The following is a 20,934-nucleotide window of genomic DNA, read 5'->3' on the forward strand; positions in this document are numbered from 1 at the left end:
TCAGCCGCCCTTCTTCGCCGCCGCGCGCCCCTTGCGCCCGGCCGGCTTCGCGGTGGCCGTCTCCGGCATGGGGCCGGTGTTGGGGTTCGCCGCGGCCTCCGGGGACACCTTCGGCCGCCGCTTGAGGCGACGCGGGGGCAGGAGGTCCGGCTCGCCGGGCACCTTCTGCGCCATGAAGATGGCGGCATCCAGCTTGTAGAAGTTGCGAGCCCGGTACCACGCCAGGGCGGCCTCGTTGTTCTCCGCCACCTCCAGCACCAGGTGCGTGCAGCCGCGCGTGCGGGCCAGGTGCTGGAGCTGATCCATCATGAAGCTGCCCACGCCGCGCCCCTGGTAGTCCGGGTGCACGGCCAGCTCCTCCACGAAGAGCGGCCGCATGCCCCGCTTCTCGAACCAGCGCGGGTTCACCCAGTTGTCGTCGCCGGTGGCCTCGAAGGCGCACTCCGAGTAACCGACAATCTCCCCGTCCACCTCGTAGAGGAGCTGCTCAATCCACTCGGAGGTGTAGACCTCCATGAAGCGCCGCTTGGAGCGGGGGCGCTGGTACTCCACCGTCTCGCGATTGACGTCGCGGAAGACGAGCTTGAGGAACTCCCAGGTCCGGTTGAGGTCCCTGCGGTGGATGCGGCGGACGCGAACCTCGAGCGTGTCCTTGGGTTTGTCCGTCGACATAGGCGCCTGCTTCCTTAGCAGGCTGGCGGAAACCCACCAGCGGATCCCGAGGCCACCGGGTGTCCCCTGTCGGGAAATCAGGAGTCTGGGACACCGGGGCCACCCTCCCGGGTTCCGCTCCGCGTCAATTTCCCGGCCCGGTTCGGGATACGACGTCTGGAGGGTTGCCTGTAGGTGGGGTGGGAGGATGGAATGGTGGGAAATCAGCATTCGCCACACCCGCGAGCCCCGACCCCATGACCCGACCCTCCGACGGTGACCTCCGTACCGACACCGTCTTGCGCAACACCTACAAGATTGCCTCCGTGCTGGGACGGGGAGGCATGGGTTCGGTGTACCTGGCCCAGCACCTGCGCCTTCCCGGCAAGCAGGTGGCGGTCAAGGTGCTGCGCGGCGGCGAGAGCCTGCCCCAGGAGATCTTCACCCGCTTCCGGCGCGAGGCGGAAATCGCCTCCCGGCTCGGCCACCCCAACATCGTCGAGGTGCTGGACTACGACACGCTGGAGGACGGCACCCCGTTCCTGGTGCTGGAGTTCCTGCGCGGAGAGAGCCTCCAGTCCCGGCTGGAGCGCGGGCGGCTGCCGATGGACGAGGTGTTCTCCTATACGCGGCAGATGGGCTCGGCGCTCCAGGCGGCGCACGGCGCGGGCATCGTCCACCGAGACTTGAAGCCGGCCAACGTCTTCCTGGTGCCCACCGACTCCGGCGGGGTGGTGGGCCAGCGGGTGAAGCTGCTCGACTTCGGCATCTCCAAGGTCCTCACCTCGGAGACGCTGCAGACGCAGGAAGCCACGCTCATCGGCACGCCGCAGTACATGTCGCCCGAGCAGGCGATGGGCAAGAACCGCGAAATCGACGCGCGGACGGACATCTTCGCGCTCGGCTGCATCGTCTACGAGATGATGGCCGGCAAGCCCGTCTTCGGCGCGGGCACGCTCGCGCAGATGATCTTCCGCGTGGTGTACGAGCCGGCCGATCCCCTCGGCCCGCTCTGCCCGGAGGCCCCCGCGCAAGCCGTGTCCGCGGTGCACCGAGCGCTCTCCAAGAGCGCCGACGAGCGCTTCCCGGACGTGGCCTCGTTCGTGGAGGCGCTGACGGGCAGCCCGCTGCACACGCTGTCCCCGCCGTCGGGCGCGCAGCCCGCGCCGCGCCCCGTGAAGGCACCGTCGGGCGTCAAGGTGCCGTCGGGCATCGCCCTGCCCACGGAGGACCACGGGGACGAGGGATTCGAAGCCACGGTGGCTCCGGGCAGCGTGAGGGTGGCGCCGGACGCCACGGGCCGCATGGGCGTGGTGGAGATGGGCAATGGCGGGTCGGGCACCGAGCGCTTCGGAGGAGCCCCCGCGAGCGGCGGCCCCTCCACCGGGCGCATGGGCATGGTGCAGCCCCAGAGCGGCGGGCCGTCCACGGGACACATGGGCATGGTGCAGCCCGAGCCCTCGGGCGTGCCGCGGATGGATCCGCCGGCCCTGGAGCCCACCCTCATCTCCCAGAAGCTCGACGCCGTCCCCCCGCGCGCGCCGCTGCCCATCACCGCGGCGACGCCTCCGTCGCAGCCCGTGCCCGCGCCCTTCTCGATGGCGCCCGGGTCTCAGTCTGGCGCGGTGGCAGTCGCGCCCCAGCCCGTCGCCGCCCCGGTCTCCACGCCCGTGGCGCCCCAGCCCGTCGCGGTGCCGGTGGCGCGGCAACCGGCGGCGAAGGGCCGGGCTCCGCTGATTGCCGCGGCCGTGGCGCTCTTCGTCGCGGGGGGTGGCGTCGTCTGGTGGATGGGCCGTCCTGGGACGTCCTCCACCGTGCCGAACACGAATCCGCAGACCCCCGTGCCGCAGCCCGCGACGGGTACTGGCAACGGCACCCAGCAGGCCGGCGCCGTGCAGCAGCCCGCGACGGGCAGCCCCACTGGGACGCAACTGGCCGCGGCGGGCACGGATAATGGTAGCCAGACCGCCGTGCAGCCTCCGCCATCCACGACGCCCACGCCGGACCCGGGCCCCACGGCCACGCCTCCGACGGTGGCCACCACCACGACGGACAAGCCGGGCTCCACCCGGCCCACGCAGCGTCCGGAGTCGAAGGAGGTCCTCCCGGACGAGGTGCGGCAGGTGGTGGAGGAGGCGGAGCGTGCGCTGAAGGCCGGCAATTCCGATGAGGCCATCCGCCTGGCGAAGCTCAGCCAGCGCAAGCAGACCGGCGTCGTGCCCGCGAAGTCGTTCTCCATCCTCATCCGCGCCTACTGCACGCAGGGGGACCTGACCCGGGCGAAGCAGGAATGGGACAAGGCCGCCGCCTCGGAGAAGCCGAAGCTCCGTCAGTTCTGCAAGAAGTACGACATCGATTTCTGACCCGACAGGGAACATCGACCCACAGGGCCTTTGTCCAAGGAGGCCCTCCCATGCATCACGAGGTGATTCGCTTGAGAAACCTGGTCGCAATGATTGTCGCGGCAGTCGCGCTGGGAGCCTCCACGGCCCTGGCGGCGGCGCCGGTGGAAGCAGGCAAGGTGTATTCCGGCTCGGAGGGCGAGGAGGTGGCGGTGGTGCCCCTCTCGCCGCGCTCCGCCAAGAAGTACCTCCTCCGCGTGCGCGGCACCGGCTCCGAGTTCGACGGGAAGGTCTTCCCCTACGAGCTGCGCGACTGGAGCTCCCGCAGCTCGGACCGATTCAACTACACCACGCAGTGGCACGGCCGTGACTACTCGGCGCTGGTCGTGCGCGACCAGACCTATGAGCTGTACGTGCCCGGCCGCCAGCAGGAAATCCGCGTCACCTACGACGAGAAGAAGACGGCCGCCCTCAAGTCGGAGGAGGTCTACGCGCAGTACCAGAAGCTCCAGCAGGACGGCACGCTGGCGAAGCTGATGGCGTTCGACCGCAAGGGCGAGGCCGCCCAGCAGGACAAGGCCTATGCCGCGACGCTCCTGGAGATGAACAACGCCTGCGGCACCTCGGTGTCCGCCGCCATCGACTGGAGCACCGTCACCGACGACCAGCTCAAGGAGCTGAGCATCTCCAACTACTGCGAGTCCCCGCTCACTGCGTTGCAGGAGCTGTGCAAGGTCTCCAACGTCGCGAAGCAGACGGTGAAGGAGAAGGTGAAGCAGGTGAGCTGCCGCTTCGGCCCGGAGCTGCAGACGAAGCTCGAGGCCGACCGCCTCATCTGGACGACCTCCAAGGACGCCAGCAACCAGGAGCAGTACGCCACGAAGTTCTTCAAGAAGAACCTGTAGCCGGAGCCCTTCCCGATGAACTTCAAGCGATTCGCAGCGGTTGCCCTGTCCCTCGCGTGCGGCGCGTCCCACGCCGCCGACACCGTCACGCCGCCCTGGGGCAAGGAGGAGAACCTCGGCGAGAAGATGCTGATGGAGGCCACCTCCGTGTGCACCGACGGCAAGGGGCACTACGTGGTGATGGCGCCGCCTCGCGAGGACGAGAACCAGGGCGTCATGTACTACGGCGACGGGAAGACCTTCGTCGAGGTGGCCAGCCCCGGGCCGTACGCGTCGTCCAACTCCTTCCTGGACCCGCGCTTCTTCAACAAGGACTCCAACCCCAACTTCCGCGGCATGGACTACCGGGTCATCTCCTCGGTGCGCCTGGACAAGAAGGAGAGCTCCTGTGAGCTGCACTGCGGCACCAAGGAGATTCCCCTCAAGGTGGTGGAGGGCTCGCAGGCGGCGGAGCTCTTGCGCAAGGCGACGTACCAGCCCAACCCGCAGCAGTACGCGCCCCACGCGCTGCTGCGTGACACGAAGGGCAACTACTACTACGTGGACCGCGGCTACCACCCGGCCCAGCAGAAGAGCTACCGCGTCTTCATCGGCCCGCGCGGCACCCTCAAGCCGCAGAAGATGACCAACGTCGTCTCGGACTCCGAGGGCGAAATCTTCTCCACCAAGAAGGGCGAGCTCCGGCTGGTGCTGGACCGCGAGAAGACGTCCATGTGGATTGAGAACACCAAGAAGTCCTTCGAGCTGCGCCACGTGCCGGTGAGCGAGAACCTGCCGCTCATCTACAACGACCTGGGTGTCTACGAGGGCATCCGCCTGGGCACGCCCTGCGACGACCAGTAGACGCGAGAGAGAGCGTTCAACTCCGCCGTGAGCCATCCCCGCTACTTCGTCCCCCATGCCGCCAGCGCGGCCGAACCCGTCATCTCGGATGCCTCCGAGATGACGCACGTGGTGGACGCCTTCCGCCTGGAGGCGCCCCACCTGCTGGAGCAGGAGTGGGTGGTGGGCATCGACGCGGTGGGCAACGTGCACGTCGTCCCCGCCAGCGAGCGGGACGCCCTGCCCCCCGCCACGCGCGCGCAGCTCGCGCACCACGAGGTGGCCTCGGGCCGCACGCCGCGCCGCATCGCGGCGTCCGAGCTCTACTTCTTCGCCGTGGAGCTGGTGGAGCACCCCGCCGACGCGGAGGGCTTCAACGACCCCGTGTATCTCTACGGCCACCTCTCCGGCCCGTGGCCCTCGGACGCGCCCATGCGCGTGCCCGGGCAGCTGACGGTGACGCGCGGCGACGTGCTCGCCGGGCTGGTGCACGGCGCGGCGGACGCCTTCCACTACGTGCAGACGCCGGAGAGCCCGGCCGCACCGCGCGGCTACCACGCGCTGCTCCCCGGAGACCGCCCCGAGCGCCTCGCGGAGGGACGCGGGCTGGTGCTCGCCTGGCCCGTGGTGCCGCCGGAGCTCCAGGTCGGCAACGCGTCCAATGGCCCCATGGTGGCGCGCATCCTCCACGACGTCCTCACGCAGTTGCAGGAGGACGCGCGCGCCAACGGAGGCCCGGCGCCGCTCGCGGGGATGGAGCTGCCCGTGCCCAGCCGCGCCATGGCCATCGCCGACCTGGAGATGCGCGGCTACGAGGTGAAGGGCGACGTGGCCATCCTCCGGCGCAACCACCCGGGCCTGCTCACGCGCATGGCGGAGTGGCTGCGCGCGGAGAAGGTGAAGGTGCCCGTCGAGGCCGGCGCGCCCGGCTTCCTCGAGGTAGCGCGCAAGGCGCTCGAGGCGCTCCCCGGCTGGCCGAGCGAGACGGAACGCGTGCTCCGCTCGCTGGTGCGGGCCGGGGGCAGCGCGCCGCTTCCGCGAGGCACGCCCCTTCCTCCCGTCTCGGCGCCCGTGCCCAAGCGTCCCCTGCCCCCGCGCGAGCCTCCGAAGCCGCCGCGTCCGGATGACTGGATGCGCGACTTCCTGGACGCGCACGCGACGTCGCACCCGGGCGGCACGCAGCCGAAGCTGACGCGCGCGAAGCCGGCCTTCACCGCGCCGCCTCCGCCCGCGAAGCCCGGCACCCCCGCGTGGATGGCGGACTTCGGCGCGTCCACGCCTGCCTCCCCAGCACCCGCGAAGCCCAAGGCCCCCTCGGCGGCTCCCTCTCCGGGAGTGAAGAAGCCAGACTGGATGAGCGACTTCGACGACTGAGCGTCCTCATTGCGACGCCTGCCTGGGGGGCGATACCGTCGCGCTTCATCCGCAGGGGGAACACATGGGACACGAGAAGCCGGTAGAGCCGTTTTCCGACCTCCATGTCGAGGAGGGCAAGGTGCGCGCTGTGCTGCTGCACGACCCCACCGTGGAGGGCCTCGACGTGGCCATCTACATGGACGCGTCGGGCAGCATGAAGGACGAGTACACGTACAACACGCCCTCCCGCAGCTTCCTGGAGTGGATTCGCGGCGCGCCGCTGAAGGAGGCCGCCAACCAGGTCGAGCCGCAGGTGCAGTGGATGCTGGAGTACCTGGCCACCAAGGACCGCAACGGCATGCTGCGCGTGGCCTACTGGGCCAGCGGCGCGTCCGGCCGTGAGGTGGAAGTCGTCGGCGAGCTGAAGGGCGTGGACGTGAAGCAGTACAAGTTCCCCGGCGCGAAGAAGCTCGGGAGCCACACGTACCTGACGCCCGCGCTGAAGGACTACGTGAAGTACCTCAAGGAGCAGGTGCCGCAGGGCGCCCGCCGCGGGTGCGCGGTCATCGTCACCGACGGCCAGCTCCACGACGCGGACGAGGTGGAGAAGTTCTCCGCGCAGGTGGCCAAGGAGATTGCCGCCGGCAAGCTGCCGCGCCTCAACTTCGTGCTCGTCGGCGTGGGTGACGGCATCGACGAGGAGCAGCTCGAGCGAATCGCCCATACCGAGTACCCGGGCGTGGGTCACCTGTGGTGCCACCGCATCGCGAAGGAAATCACCCAGGTGGCGGAGCTGGTGGCGGTGCTCGTCGACGAGAACATGACCGTCGCGGCGGGCGGCACCATCTACGACGACAAGGGCAAGGTCCTGAAGACGTACGAGGGCCGGCTGCCCGCGGTGCTGGAGTTCGACGTGCCCGAGGGCACGGAGAGCTTCACGCTGGAAGTGAACGGCCAGCGCTTCACCCAGCCGCTGCCGGACGAGGACCACCACGACGAGGACGAGGACCACCACTGATGGCCGGACATGAAGTCATCGTGCGTCCGTTCTCGGACGTACATCGGATGGGGAACAAGGTCACCGCCACGCTGCTGCACGACCCGACGGTGGAGGGGCTGGACGTGGCCCTCTACATGGACGGCTCGGCGAGCATGGAGGACGAGTACGGCCCGCGCGGGGTGCTGGCGAAGCTGGCGCCGGTGAAGAACCTCGTGGAGCCGCAGATGCGGTGGATGCTCGAGTACCTCGCGAGCAAGGACCGCGACGGCGCGGTGCGCGTGGCCTACTGGGCCACGGGCGACGGCAGCCAGTTGGAGGTGCTCGGTGATTTGACGGCGGTGCAGGCGAAGGACTACCGCTTCCCGGGGCCGCGCTTCTACGGCAAGGCCACGGTGATGCTGCCGGTGCTACGAGACTTCGTGGCGCACATGAAGCAGCAGGTGTCGAAAAGCGCGAAGCAGGGCCTGGCGGTCATCATCACCGACTCGCAGCTGTCGGACGGCAACGACGTGCGGGCCTACGCCACGCAGGTGGCGAAGGAAATCGCGGCTGGCCGCCTGCCCCGGATGAACTTCGTGTTCGTCGGCGTGGGTGACCAGGTGGACGAGGAGCAGATGGAGGAGATTTCCCACGAGACGTACCCGGGCGTGGGACACCTCTGGTGCCACCGCATCGCCGACCGCATGGAGGAGATGGCGGAGCTGGTGGCGGTGCTCGTCGATGAGACGATGACCGTCGCCGCCGGAGGCACCCTCTACGACGAGCAGGGCAAGGTGCTGAAGTCGTACGAGGGCCGGCTGCCGGCGGTGCTGGAGTTCGACGTGCCGGCCACGTGCAAGGCCTTCACCCTGGAGGTGGCGGGGCAGAAGTTCACCCAGCCCATCCCCGAGGAGCACGAGGACGAGGACCACCACGAGGAGGAAGAGGCGAAGAAGCCCGAGCCCGTGAGTGCCCCCGCCCCCACGCCGTCCCGCAAGCACGGCGGCCACCGCCACTAGCACCAGGAAGAGACACGCCATGTCCGAGCAGAAGAAGAGCGAAGCGTCGTCCGGCGAAGCGCAGGAGCCCGGACATGGCGAGCCTCACGTCCACGGGCCGGGGTGCAATCACGACCACGGCCCGTCCCTGGCGGCCGTGAAGCCCGCCGGGAAGTTCTCCTTCAAGGAGCTGAAGGTCATCGGCCCGGTGAAGGCCGAGAATCACGTGCACGGGCCGGGGTGCAACCATGACCATGACCACGGTCATGACCATGACCACGGCCATGCTCACGCCCACGGCGAGAAGCATGAGCACGGCCCTGGCTGCTCGCACGACCACGGTCATGACCACGACCACGGTCACGAACATGGCGCCGGGTGCGACCATGACCACGACCATGGTCATCACCATCACCCCAAGCCGAAGCGCATCCGCCCGCCGGGGCACCGGCCCGCGGAGGGCGGCGGCGCGGCGCTCCAGCTCGACCTGGAGGGGGCACTGCCCGGTGAGACGGACGACGTCGGCCGCTTCGAGAAGCTGGAGGCCGCGATTGAAGCGCACCGCGGCGTCACCGACGTGCACCTCCGGAGGGACGGAGGTCACCCCGAGGTCTGCATCCACTACAAGCCGGAGGTGGTGAGCGTCTCGCAGCTCCTCACCGCCGCGCAGCGCATCGGCGCCGAGGTGGCGGCCCGCTACAAACACCAGACGTGGTTCGTGCGCGGGATGACGTCGGCCGACGCGGCCACCGCCATCGAGCACGGGCTGGGCAAGCTGAAGGGCGTCCTCACCGCGAGCGTGGCGTACGCCAGCGAGCGCCTCGTCGTGGAGTACGACAGCGAGGAGGTCTCGCTGAAGGACGTGGAGGCGAAGGCGAAGCGGCTCGGCTACGCGCTGGAGGTCCCCACCAGCGGCCATGCATGCTCGCACCACGCGCACGGCGGCGGCCTGGCGCCGCTCCTGGAGATGCCGCTGGTGGTGGTCTCCGGCGTGCTGCTGGTGGCCGGCTGGGCGCTTGAAAAGTTCGCGGGGCTCCCCGCGCTGGTGCCCACGATTGTCTGGGCCCTGTCCATGGCGAGCGGCGGCTTCTTCGCCATCCGGGGCTCGGTGAAGTCCATCCTCCAGCTCCGCGTCGACATCGAGACGATGATGGTGGTGGCGGCCCTGGGCGCGGCGGTGCTGGGAGCCTGGTTCGAGGGCGCGTTCCTCCTCTTCCTCTTCGCCGCGGGCCACGCGCTGGAGCACCGGGCCATGGACCGCGCGCGGCGCTCCATCGAGTCGCTGGGAGCGCTCCGTCCCGAGGTGGCGCGCGTGCGCCGGGGCGGTGACGTGGTGGAGGTGCCGGTGGGCGACGTGCAGCGCGGCGAGCGCGTCGTCGTGCGCCCCGGCGACCGCGTCCCTCTGGACGGCATCATCCGCGACGGCAAGAGCTCGCTGGAGCAGGCGGCGATTACCGGCGAGTCCCTCCCCGTCCCGAAGAAGGCGGGCGACGAGGTGTTCTCCGGCACCATCAACTGCGAGGGCCTGCTGGAGGTGGAAGTCACGCGTCTGTCGTCGGAGTCGGTGCTCGCGCGCGTGGTGGACATGGTGGCGGAGGCGGAAGCGCAGAAGGGCCCCAACCAGCGCTTCGCGCAGCGGCTGGAGCGCACGGTGGCGCCGCTGGTGATGATTGGCGCGGTGGTGTTCCCGGTGGTGCTGGTGCTGCTGGGCACGCCGGTGAAGGAGGCCATCCTCCGGGCGGTGTCGCTGCTGGTGGCGGCCTCGCCGTGCGCGCTGGCCATCTCCACGCCGTCGGCGGTGCTCTCCGCGGTGGCGGCGGCGGCGCGAGGCGGCGTGCTGGTGAAGGGCGGCATCTATCTGGAGCTGCTGGCGAAGGTGAACGCCATCGCCTTCGACAAGACGGGCACGCTGACGGTGGGCCGTCCGAAGCTGCTGACCACGGTGCCGGCGCAGGGCGTGTCGCGAGAGGAGCTGCTCGGCACGGCGGCGTCGGTGGAATCGCTCTCCGCGCACCCGCTGGCGCGCGCGGTGGTGGAGGCGGCGACGGAGAGCGGAATCCAGGCCCCGGCCGGGAGCGACTGCGAAGCCGTCCACGGCAAGGGCATCCGGGCGAAGGTGGGCGCCGACACGGTGGACGTGGGCAACCTCGCGCTGTTCGAGGGTGACACGGTGCCGGCGGACATCGCGGCCGAGGTCTCCAAGCTGGAGGAGGCGGGCCAGACGACGATGGTGGTGCGCAAGGCGGGGCGCTACCTCGGAGTGCTGGGCGTGGCGGACACGCTGCGAGCTGGCGCGCGAAACGTGGTGCACACGCTGAAGGACTACGGCATCGAGCGGACGGTGATGCTGTCCGGCGACAACGCGCGGGTGGCGAAGTCCATCGCCGAGCAGGTGGGCCTGGACGAGGCGAAGGCGCCGCTGATGCCGGCCGACAAGGTGGCGGCGGTGCGGGAGATGGGGCGCAAGGGCTCGGTGGCAATGGTGGGCGACGGCGTGAACGACGCGCCGGCCCTGGCCGCCGCGGCGGTGGGCGTGGCGATGGGAGGAGCGGGCTCGGACGCGGCGCTGGAGACAGCGGACGTGGTGCTGATGAGCGACGACCTGTCGAAGCTGCCCTTCGCGCTGGGGCTGGCGCGGCAGGCCACGCATGTGATGCAGCAGAACCTGGTCATCGCGCTGGGCATCAGCGGCATCCTCATCATCGCCGCTGTCTTCGGCCTCACGCACATCAGCCACGCCGTGGTGCTCCACGAGGGCAGCACGCTGCTCGTCGTGGCCAACGGCCTGCGCCTGCTCGCCATCCGGCCCCCGGCGATGAAGCGCGCGCCCGAGGCCGCGGTGGGTGTGCAGCCCGCGGTCGGCTGAGCTGGGCTGCCTGGTAACTATTAGCGATGTGAGATCTTCGTAATGCTGGCTACTTCGACACGCGGAACTCGTCGAAGAAGGAAGGCTCCAGCTCGAACGTTTTGACGGGCTTCAGGCCGAGTTCGAGCTGCTCGAACATATCGAGCAGCTTCTCTCCATCGACGAGCTCGATCGGAGGCACACCATCGCGCAGCGCCTCTTTCCGGGCCTCGCTGGTGAAGACACCCGTGGTGATGATGATTCCTTTGTCGGCACGTCCGAGCATCGCACCACGAAAGTCACGCACTGCGGACGGACCTACGGAATCCTTGTAGCGCTTACACTGGAAATAGACCCGGAAGCTGACGAATGGATTGACCTGGAGAACGCCATTACCGTCAAGCCCTCCATCTCCACTCCGCCCCGTCACGACAACCTGCTCGAATCCCGACTCACGCAGCAGTCGCTGACAAAGCTGCTCGAATCCACCGGGCGGCAATGTCTTCAAGAGGGCAAGCAACTCGGAGCGGTATGACTTCGGAGCCGAGGCACCAGGCCCCTTGCCCTCGGGACGGTCACCCGCCGAAGCATCTTTCTCGTCCTCATCGGCCTCATCGGTCCCGACTGCCGCGAACTTCTGATGAAGCTCCCGGAAAAGGCTCAAGGACTTTTCTGCATCTAGCTTTGTCTCTCGCCCCTTCTCCGTCAGGCTCCAGACACCTCGTGTAGAGGCGTCTATCAGGCCTGCCTTGGCGAGATAGAATCGCGCCCAGTTCACTTGGTTCGCGAATCGTGGCGACCCACTCTTGAGCTGCGCTGTCTGCTCGGACTCGGTGAGCCTGAAGCGCTCGGCAATCAGGTCCTGAACTTCAACAGGGCGACCAGAGCCCCCCAGCGTTCGCAGGGAATCGAGCACCGGACCGAAGTAGCGCACGAACTTCGGGCCTGCGGATTTCTTCTGCGGTTGAGACAAGAACACCTCCGTGAGGTACCTGAATCTACCTGAACCACCCAATGGGTGGCTGGGGACCTGCCTCACCTCCGAGTCGCTGCTGCTACTCCATGCGCGGATGGGTCACGAAGTGTTGCGCCCCTCAACGCTGCAAGGCCTCCAGGATGGCCTCGGCGCTGACGTGCTCGTCACAGAGGGCCTGGAACTCGGTGCGGTCCGGCACCCGCGAGACATACAGCTCCGCCGTCACCGGACGCGCGGTGACGTGCTGGGAGTAGCTGAAGAGGACGTCGGATGCCTCCTCGGAGCGTCCGTTCCGTCCATGCACCGTGACTTGTGGCGGCGTGAGGAACCGTGCCTTCACGGTGGTGGAGTGGAAGCCCAGGACGGCGGTGACCTTCGTCTTCTGGCGCTGCATGTCGAAGAACAGGGGCACGACACACCGCGGGTCCCTCGCGAGGTCCGCGTCCTTCGTCCACTGACGCAGCCACTGCCGCGTCAGCAGCGAGGCCGGGAGCACGGCCTCCGGGCTGTCCTCGAAGCCCAGCTCCTGCCGGACGATGGCGTGCGCCCCGCGGAAGAGGTTCTCCATCCACACCAGCTCTTCCAGCAGCGGCACCTCCTCTTCCTCGCCCCCTGGCAATACCCGCCGGGTATTGGCCAGGGCGAGCTCGCCCAGGAACTCGCAGAGCACGTTTCGGATGAAGCGGTACCCCTCCGCACGACGCCGGTAGAACTCGGCCAGCGGCTCGACGGAGAGCCGGGGCGCGACGATGAGCGGGATGCCTCCTCCAGCGGCAAGCTGCTCGAGCTGCTTGATGTGGGTCTCCCGCGTCATCGCGAAAAGCGCACGGAACTGCCGTTCCAACTCGGCGCGGTAGCGGGGCCCGATGACGAGCCGCTCCGCCTCCGGCATCCGCTCCGGTATCAGGAAGGGAACCAGCGCGTGGAACTGATGGTCATACCAGCCGGACTCCGGCGTCGGCGCGCTGTCGAGCCGGCCATCGCGAAGCCGCGCCATCAACTCATCGACGAGCTGGAAGTCCTCCGGGGGAGCCCTCTCGGAGAAGAGCGCCTTCACGAGCCGTCCCTCGTGTGAGTCCGAGGGCGGGAACAAGCACCGCTCTCCTCCCGACGCCGCGTCGAGCGCAGGCTGGGACAGCGGATTCGTCAGACGGCCGAGCAACCCGAGATGTCTGCGCCACCCCCCCAGCAGGAGCGCGTCCGACTGGAGCACCGAGAACAGGCACGTCGCCACGTCGTCCTGCAGCGGCGTCTGGAGAAGCCGGTCCTGCTTGAACAAGGCCTCCAGCTCGGGAGTCCACGTGTAGAAGCCCAGGGGCTTCGACGCGCCCGGACTGGCCTCGAACTCCGCGAGGGCCCGCTTCACCAGCAGCTGGAGTTTCCGGTCCTTCGTCTCCTCCAGCTCTCCCGTCATCGACAGCGCGGAGCGCAGGAGGACCAGTACCGGCTTCAGCACCTCGGCAGTGCCCTGCTGCCACTCCTTCAGCACGGTCTGCTGGAGCTGCTCGACGAGGTGGCGCTTGCCGGGAAGAGACGGTGTGCCGTGCTGCATACGCAGGTCGACGGCCGCGTAGAGCCCGTCATCGAAGGCCTTGGCCTTGAGCGCGAAGGCCATGGCCGGCGCCCACGTCCACTGCAGCTCCATCGAGGGCAGGGAGGTGTAGAGGCACGGCGGGATGGGGCGACTCATGTCGAGGGGTGTGATTTCCTCGGAGTCTCCGATGCGCTCCTTCGGCTTCCGGAGGCTGGGATGGCGCCGAAAGTTCCAGAAGGGCTCCTGGTCATCCGCCTCCAGCTCGAGACGCTGCGGGGACAGGTCGACCTCGACGTCGACGTCATGGTGCCGCGACGTGAACTGGTAGCGAGACATCACGCGAACGTAACGCACTCCAACGGCAACGCACCGCGTCCAACGCAGAGCCCCAACCACCGTGCGTGCAGGCGGGCGCTCGTTGGCATCCCAATGAGCGACGTCCGTCCGGACGCGGACAGCGACTTCGCCGCGAGGCGCTGGGAGGGAATACGAAACGTGGCATGTTCCGCCCCCCATGGCCGTCAGCGTCTTCGACCTCTTCAAGATTGGCATCGGACCCTCCAGCTCTCACACCGTCGGGCCCATGCGCGCCGCACGCACGTTCGCTCAGCGGCTCGCGGAGGGCGGCAAGCTGGAGCGCCTCTCCAAGCTCAAGGTGGAGCTGTTCGGCTCGCTCGGCGCCACGGGCAAGGGGCACGGCAGCGACAAGGCGGTGCTGCTCGGCCTGCGCGGTGAGACGCCCGAGGGCGTGGACGTCGAGTCCATTCCCGCGGTGATTGCGCGCTGGCGCACGGAAGGGCGCGTGGCCGTGCTGGGCCAACGTGAAGTCACCTTCAAGGACGGCGAGCACCTGGTGATGCACCGCCGCCGCACGCTGCCGTACCACCCGAACGGCATGCGCTTCTCCGCCTTCGCCGCGGACGGCACGGAGCTCGACTCGCGCGTCTACTACTCCGTGGGCGGAGGCTTCGTGGTGGACGAGTCGGCGGCCGAAGGCCAGAGCCCGATTCGCGCGGACACCACGCCGCTGCCCTTCCCCTTCACGTCCGCAGCGGAGCTGCTCGCCCACTGCGAACGCACGCGCCAGCCCATCAGCGCCATCATGCTGGCCAACGAGAAGACGTGGCGGAGCGAGGAGGAGATTCGCTCCGGCCTTTTGCGCATCTGGGAGGTCATGCAGGCCTGCGTGAAGCGCGGGTGCACGAGCAGCGGCATCCTCCCCGGTGGCCTCAAGGTGGAGCGGCGCGCGGCGGCCATGTACCAGCGGCTGCTCAGCCGTCCCGAGGCGGGCCTCACCAACCCGCTCACCGTGCTGGACTGGGTGAACCTCTACGCGCTCGCGGTGAACGAGGAGAACGCCGCGGGCGGCCGCGTCGTCACCGCGCCCACCAACGGCGCGGCGGGCATCATCCCCGCGGTGCTGCACTACTACTGGCGCTTCGTGCCGGGAGCGAACGAGGACGGCGTCGTGCGCTTCCTCCTCACGGCCGGCGCCATCGGCGTGCTCTACAAGGAGAACGCCTCCATCAGCGGCGCCGAGGTGGGCTGCCAGGGCGAGGTGGGCAGCGCGTGCTCCATGGCCGCGGGCGGGCTCACCGAGGTGCTGGGCGGCACGCCGCTGCACGTGGAGAACGCGGCGGAAATCGCCATGGAGCACAACCTGGGCCTCACGTGCGACCCCATCGGCGGGCTCGTGCAGGTGCCGTGCATCGAGCGCAACGCCATGGCCTCCGTGAAGGCCATCAACGCCACGCGCATGGCCATGTCCGGCGACGGGCGCCACTTCGTCAGCCTCGACAAGGTCATCAAGACGATGCGCGACACCGGCCGCGACATGAAGGACAAGTACAAGGAGACGGCGCGCGGCGGCCTCGCCGTCAACGTGCTGGAAGTGGCCAACCTGAGCGTCGGCCTCCCGGAGTGCTGACGCGCAACTGCGTTGCGCCCCGCCGTTCGCTCACCCGGCCGGGAAAAGTTGCGTGAGGACATACAGACGCGGCCGGCGTCTGGTTCGAAAACGTTTTGTTGCATTGTGGCTACTGCAATTAAGCGGAAGGATGGGGAGTCGCGGAATACCCACCGCACCTGCGCTGCCCCCGCGGCGCACGAGGAACCCCATCCAATGACAGACAGACAACGACGACCCCTCCGGGCCCTCCAATCCCTGCTCACCGCGCTCGCCCTGGCGCTGGTGGCCCTGCCCGCCGGCAACGCGCGGGCACAGACGACGTACTCGCTCTTCAGCAACGGCACGCCCGCCGTTCCCTCGGTGACCAACGACTCCTCCGCCGGGGAGCTGGGCGTGAAGTTCAAGGCCGACGTGAATGGCGAAATCGTGGGCGTGCGCTTCTACAAGGGCGCGGGCAACACCGGCACGCACGTGGGCCATCTGTGGAGCGCCACCGGCCAGCTGCTGGCCACCGCCACCTTCACCAACGAGACGGCCACCGGCTGGCAGCAGGTGAACTTCACCACGCCCGTGCCCGTCACGGCCGGCACCACCTACGTGGCCTCGTACCACGCGCCGAACGGTGGTTATGCCTTCACCGAGTACGGGCTCACGGTGGGCACGGACGCGCTGCCCCTGCACGCGCCCGCCAGCGCGGCCAGCGGCGGCAACGGCGTCTTCAAGTACGGCCCCGCCGGCACCTTTCCCAACGAAAGCTTCCACGACGCCAACTACTGGGTGGACGTCGTGTTCCGTCCGGCCGCGCCCGTCACCCTCTGGCCGGCCACCGCCACGCCCGCCATCGCCTCGGTGACGAATGACTCCACGCCCGTGGAGCTGGGCGTGAAGTTCAAGAGTGACATCGCCGGCAACGTGCTGGGCGTGCGCTTCTACAAGGGCTCGGCCAACACGGGCACGCACGTGGGCCACCTGTGGAGCGCGACGGGCCAGCTGCTCGCCACCGCCACCTTCACCGGCGAGACGGCCACCGGCTGGCAGCAGGTGACCTTCTCCTCGCCGGTGGCCATCGCCGCCAACACGACGTACATCGCCTCGTACCACGCGCCCGTCGGCGCCTATGCCTTCGACAACGGCGGGCTCGCCTCGGGCGTGGACACCGCGCCGCTGCACGCGCTGCCCGGCACCACCAGCGGCGGCAACGGCGTGTACAAGTACGGCCCGGCGGGCACCCTCCCCACCGACAGCTTCGGGAACTCCAACTACTGGGTGGACGTGCTCTTCCAGGCCACGGGCGTGCCGCCGCCGACGCCGCTTCCGACCGGCACCTACAGCCTCTTCCCCGCCACCGCGACGCCGGGCACCCCCAGCGTCAGTGACCCGGTCGCCGCCGAGCTGGGCGTGAAGTTCCGCGCGGACGTGGACGGCAGGGTGAAGGGCATCCGCTTCTACAAGGGCACGGGCAACACCGGCACACACGTGGGCAACCTGTGGAGCAGCACGGGCGCCAATCTGGCCAGCGCCACCTTCATCGACGAGACCGCCATCGGGTGGCAGCAGGTGAGCTTCGCCACGCCGGTGTCCATCACCGCGGGCACCACCTACGTCGCCTCGTACTTCGCGCCCGCCGGCGGCTACGCCTTCGACGCCAACGGCCTCGCCAACGGGGTGGACACCGCGCTGCTGCACGCGCTGCCCGGCACCACCAGCGGCGGCAACGGCGTGTTCGCGCAGGGCTCGGTGTCCTCCTTCCCCAACGGCAGCTTCCAGAACGCCAACTACTGGGTGGACGTGGTGTTCGAGCCGACCAGCGCCCTGCCCCGCCCGGGCGTCACCGGCTCCGGCCCGGTGCTGGTGGCCACGGACCCGACCAACCACTTCACCGACTACCTGAAGGAAATCCTCAAGGCCGAAGGCATCACCACCTTCGCCACCACCGACGCGGGCAACATCGGCAACACGGTGTCGCTCAATGACTACAAGGTGCTCATCCTCGGCGAGGAGACGCTAAGCGCGGCGCAGGTGACGCTCGTCACCAACTGGGTGAACGCGGGCGGCAGCCTCATCGCCATGCGCCCCGCGGCCAACCTCCACGCGCTGCTCGGAATCACCGCGGCCACGGGCACGCAGGACAACGGCTACATCCTCATCGACACCACCCAGGCGCCGGGCGCGGGCATCACCGCGGAGACGATGCAGTACCACGGCCCCGCGGACCGCTACACGGTGACGACGGGCACGCGCGCGGTGGCCACGCTGTACTCGAACGCCACCACGCCCACGACCTACGCGGCAGTCACGCTGCGCACGGTGGGCACCGGCACGGCCATCGCCTTCGCGTATGACCTCGCGAAGTCCGTCATCCTCACGCGCCAGGGCAACCCGGCGTGGCAGGGGCAGAACCGCGACGGCTCCGGCGTCGGTCCGGGCGCGCGCGCCAGCGACATGTTCTACGGCAACGCGTCCTTCGACCCGCAGCCGGACTGGGTGAACCTGAACAAGGTCCAGATTCCCCAGGCGGACGAGCAGCAGCGCCTGCTGGCCAACACGCTCCACCTCACCAGCAGCGTCCCGCTGCCGCGCCTCTGGTACTTCCCCAGCGCGAAGAAGGCGGTGGTGGTGATGACGGGCGACGGACACCCGGGCTACGCCATCACCCAGCGCTGGCAGAACTACCTCAACGCCAGCCCCGCGGGCTGCAGCGTGGAGGACTGGCAGTGCGTGCGCGGCACCGTCTACGACTTCATCGGCGGACTGACGGGGGCGCAGGCGCAGAGCTACACGGCGCAGGGCTTCGAGTACGCCCTCCACATCAACACCGGCTGCGCGGACTACACGGCCACCACGCTGGACCCGAGCTTCTTCACGCCGCAGCTCGCGGGCTTCGTGTCGTCGTACCCGGGCATCCCCGCGCCCGTCACCAACCGCACGCACTGCATCGCGTTCAGCGACTGGGCCACGCAGCCCAAGGTGTCGCTGGCCCATGGCATCCGGCTGGACACCAACTACTACTACTGGCCGGACTACTGGGTGCAGGACCGTCCGGGCGTCTTCACCGGCTCGGGCCTGGCCATGCGCTTCGCGGACGTGGACGGCACGCCCATCGACGTGTACCAGCTCGCCACGCAGATGACGGACGAGTCGGGCCAGTCGTACCCGCTGCACATCGACACGCTGCTGGCCAACGCGCTCGGCACGAAGGGCTACTACGGCGCCTTCAACGCCAACATGCACGTGGACTGGGACCCGTCGGCAGGCGCCTCGGGCTCCGCGGCCATCATCGCCTCCGCCCAGCGCGAGGGTGTGTCCGTCATCACCGCGAAGCAGCTCCTCACGTGGCTCGACGCGCGCGAGGCCACGCAGGTGTCCTCCGTCGCCTTCACCAGCACGACGCTCACCTTCACCGTGGCCTCCCCGGCGCGCAACCTGTCGCTGATGGTGCCCACGCGCACCGCGACGGGCCGCACGCTGGTCTCGGTGACGCGCAACGGCTCGGCCGTGACGACGGTGCCGCAGACCATCAAGGGCGTGGGCTTCGCGTTCATCAACGGCGCGCAGGCCGGCACGTACACGGCCACGTACAACTGAGTCACACGTCACCCCGTCCCACGGGGTGATATGCGCGGCCCGGCGGGGAGTGCTCACGCCGGGCCGCGCTGCTTTTCGCGTGGCGTGCGTGGCCCTTGGCGCCCCAACGTGGGGGGTGGCCCGTGCGGCGGGGTGCGTCTTGCGTCGGGTCGCCCGGCGGCTCTAAGACGCGCCCGGCCCGTCCCCCGGTTGGGCCCTTGTCCAGAGGACACACACCCCATGCTCAAGAAGATTCTCGGCATCCTCGCCGCCGCCATCCTCCTGTTCGTCGGCTTCGTCGCCACCCGCCCCGCGGAGTTCTCCGTGCAGCGCAGCGCCACGCTGCCCGTGCAGGGTGACGTTGCCTTCGTGCTCGTCAACGACTTCCACCGGTGGCCCGAGTGGTCTCCGTGGGACAAGCTGGACCCGAACATGAAGACCACGTTCTCTGGCGCGGAGTCCGGCCAGGGCGCGGTCTACTCCTGGGTTGGCAACAGCGACGCCGGCGAAGGCAAGATGACCATCGAGGAGAGCAAGCCCTCCGAGCTCGTCCGCATCAAGCTGGAGTTCATCAAGCCCTTCCCGTCCACCGCCATCACCACCTTCGCCTTCAAGCCCGCCGAGGGCGGCACCGAGGTGTCGTGGACCATGGCCGGCCAGAATGACTTCATGGGCAAGCTCTTCTGCGTCTTCATCGACATGGACAAGATGGTGGGCAAGGACTTCGAGAAGGGCTTCGCCAGCATGAAGACGGCCGCCGAGGCCGAGGCGAAGAAGCGCGCCGAGGCCGAGGCCGCGCGCGTGGCCGCGGAGAAGGCCGCTGCGGAGAAGGCGGCCGCTGAGGCCGCTGCCGCTGCCGCCGCCGCGGGCCAGCCCGCCGAGGGCGCTCCGGCCGTTGCTCAGCCCACGCCGTGATTCACAGCTGACGTCGTGCATGCCGCGCCCCGTGTGATGCGGATTCTCCGCGACCGGGGCGCGGTGCTGTTTCAGGCGCTCATGGACAGAACCTCGGCAACGAGTGCCTTCCCAGTGGATGACGTCGCCCACTGCCTGGTGCGGCCCATGACTTCAGTCCAACGTGCGCGGGCGCCTCAGTGAGGCATCCGCCCCACGAACATGCCCAGCATGAAGGCCAGCACGGCGACGGCGAGCACCCAGACCATCGGGACGCCCTTCCGTCCTGCATGGACCGGAGGAGAGATGCGCACCGCCCCCTGCTCCTCCGGGACGATGATGCGCACCTTGATGACGGCCTTCGTCAGCACGTCCTCCACGTCGTTCAGGAAGCGCTCGTACTCCTCCGGCGCCATCTCCAGCGGCTGGCCGTGGTGCGACTCGTAGCGCTTCGCCACGCCCTCGAAGTTGCGCAACTGCGCCTCGCGCTTGGACACGTCCACCCAGCCGCAGATGAGCGACGGCGCGTTGCCCTTCCTCGGCACCAGTGAAATCGCCTGCCGGGCCAGCTTGCCTCCCGCCGTGCTCGGCCCCTCCGGCTCGTCGATGCGCAGCACCCGGTGCGGCCCCCGGCCATACATCTTCGAGGCCAGCGCCCGCCGCAGCTCCTCCGCCAGCAGCGCCGAGTGGTTCGCGAACATCGTCCGCAGCGCCGGGGACTCGTCCTGCGCCGCGACCTTCCCCTTCGCGGGCTCCAGCGGATTCAGCCGCACCACGCCCACCTTCTCCGGCGCCGGGCTGGCCCGCTTGTCCTTGTCCTTCTCCTTGCCCCCGGCCTTCGCCAGCCAGCCCGTCGGCTTCGCGCCGGCCTTGCTCAACGGCTTCGGGCTCTGGATGTCCGTGGGCACGTCTGACGATTCGCTCCCCCGTGCCTTGCCGCCACGCACGGGCCGGTCCTCCACCGGCCCCATGCGCGTCGCGTTCGGGTCGATTTCGTCGAGCGGCGCCATGCGCGTCTCGAGCGGCCCCGTCTCCTCGCGACGGGTGAGCAGCGGGATGTCCCGCGTCGCGTCCTCGTCCCCCTCTGGAGCGACTCGCGTCTCGTCGGAGCGCCCCGGGCTGGCGGCCCTCCTCTTCCCATTGGACATGTGCGGCCCTC

14 protein-coding genes are annotated in these 20,934 nt (G+C 69.2%); 10 read left to right on the forward strand and 4 right to left on the reverse strand.

Features of this window, described 5'->3' with window-relative positions; genetic code table 11:
- The gene (locus tag ACVTJA_RS42985; protein WP_465829411.1) at nt 1–672 is read right to left on the reverse strand and encodes a GNAT family N-acetyltransferase; all 672 of its coding nucleotides are present in this window, start codon (nt 670–672) and stop codon (nt 1–3) included.
- A gap of 236 nt (nt 673–908) precedes the next feature.
- Here ACVTJA_RS42985 and ACVTJA_RS42990 point away from each other — a divergent pair, with 236 nt between their 5' ends.
- The 7 genes from ACVTJA_RS42990 to ACVTJA_RS43020 all read left to right on the forward strand — a co-directional run bounded on the left by ACVTJA_RS42990 (nt 909) and on the right by ACVTJA_RS43020 (nt 10,919).
- Nucleotides 909–3,014 (forward strand): protein kinase domain-containing protein, encoded by a 2,106-nt coding sequence (locus tag ACVTJA_RS42990; RefSeq protein ID WP_465829412.1) that lies wholly within the window; start codon nt 909–911, stop codon nt 3,012–3,014.
- Nucleotides 3,015–3,064: 50 nt separating this feature from the next.
- Entirely contained in the window at nt 3,065–3,898 is an 834-nt protein-coding gene (locus ACVTJA_RS42995; protein WP_465829413.1) for a hypothetical protein, read from the forward strand.
- Nucleotides 3,899–3,913: 15 nt separating this feature from the next.
- Entirely contained in the window at nt 3,914–4,741 is an 828-nt protein-coding gene (locus ACVTJA_RS43000; protein WP_465829415.1) for a hypothetical protein, read from the forward strand.
- Between the two features lie 27 nt (nt 4,742–4,768).
- Nucleotides 4,769–6,094 (forward strand): hypothetical protein, encoded by a 1,326-nt coding sequence (locus tag ACVTJA_RS43005; RefSeq protein WP_465829417.1) that lies wholly within the window; start codon nt 4,769–4,771, stop codon nt 6,092–6,094.
- A 64-nt stretch (nt 6,095–6,158) separates the two neighbouring features.
- Nucleotides 6,159–7,094 carry a vWA domain-containing protein gene (locus ACVTJA_RS43010; RefSeq protein WP_465829419.1) on the forward strand — a complete coding sequence of 312 codons (936 nt, stop codon included), beginning with the start codon at nt 6,159–6,161 and terminating at the stop codon, nt 7,092–7,094.
- The gene (locus ACVTJA_RS43015; RefSeq protein ID WP_465829421.1) at nt 7,094–8,074 is read left to right on the forward strand and encodes a vWA domain-containing protein; all 981 of its coding nucleotides are present in this window, start codon (nt 7,094–7,096) and stop codon (nt 8,072–8,074) included. Before ACVTJA_RS43010 ends, ACVTJA_RS43015 begins: the two co-directional genes overlap by 1 nt.
- Before the next feature lie 19 nt (nt 8,075–8,093).
- Nucleotides 8,094–10,919, forward strand: coding sequence for a heavy metal translocating P-type ATPase (locus ACVTJA_RS43020; protein ID WP_465829423.1), 2,826 nt, complete (start codon nt 8,094–8,096; stop codon nt 10,917–10,919).
- 49 nt (nt 10,920–10,968) lie between these two features.
- On the opposite strand, the gene ACVTJA_RS43025 is transcribed toward ACVTJA_RS43020, so the two are convergent.
- Nucleotides 10,969–11,871: a restriction endonuclease gene (locus ACVTJA_RS43025; RefSeq protein ID WP_465829425.1), complete on the reverse strand. Its 903-nt coding sequence runs from the start codon at nt 11,869–11,871 to the stop codon at nt 10,969–10,971.
- A 121-nt stretch (nt 11,872–11,992) separates the two neighbouring features.
- The gene (locus ACVTJA_RS43030; RefSeq protein ID WP_465829427.1) at nt 11,993–13,747 is read right to left on the reverse strand and encodes a hypothetical protein; all 1,755 of its coding nucleotides are present in this window, start codon (nt 13,745–13,747) and stop codon (nt 11,993–11,995) included.
- A 175-nt stretch (nt 13,748–13,922) separates the two neighbouring features.
- On the opposite strand from ACVTJA_RS43030, the gene ACVTJA_RS43035 reads away from it, so the two are divergent.
- The 3 genes from ACVTJA_RS43035 (at nt 13,923) to ACVTJA_RS43045 (ending at nt 19,796) form a co-directional block, all read left to right on the forward strand.
- Nucleotides 13,923–15,335 carry an L-serine ammonia-lyase gene (locus ACVTJA_RS43035; protein WP_465829428.1) on the forward strand — a complete coding sequence of 471 codons (1,413 nt, stop codon included), beginning with the start codon at nt 13,923–13,925 and terminating at the stop codon, nt 15,333–15,335.
- A gap of 195 nt (nt 15,336–15,530) precedes the next feature.
- A complete protein-coding gene (locus ACVTJA_RS43040; RefSeq protein WP_465829429.1) occupies nt 15,531–18,902 on the forward strand; it encodes a DUF4082 domain-containing protein in 3,372 nt (1,123 codons plus the stop codon).
- A gap of 219 nt (nt 18,903–19,121) precedes the next feature.
- On the forward strand, nt 19,122–19,796 hold the full coding sequence (locus ACVTJA_RS43045) for an SRPBCC family protein (protein WP_465829430.1): 675 nt from the start codon (nt 19,122–19,124) through the stop codon (nt 19,794–19,796).
- Between the two features lie 176 nt (nt 19,797–19,972).
- Here ACVTJA_RS43045 and ACVTJA_RS43050 read toward each other — a convergent pair whose 3' ends face one another.
- Nucleotides 19,973–20,923, reverse strand: a complete 951-nt coding sequence (locus ACVTJA_RS43050; protein ID WP_465829432.1) for a hypothetical protein — start codon at nt 20,921–20,923, stop codon at nt 19,973–19,975.
- Between the last annotated feature and the right edge of the window lie 11 nt (nt 20,924–20,934).

It is taken from the genome of Pyxidicoccus sp. M6 (genome assembly GCF_055568925.1).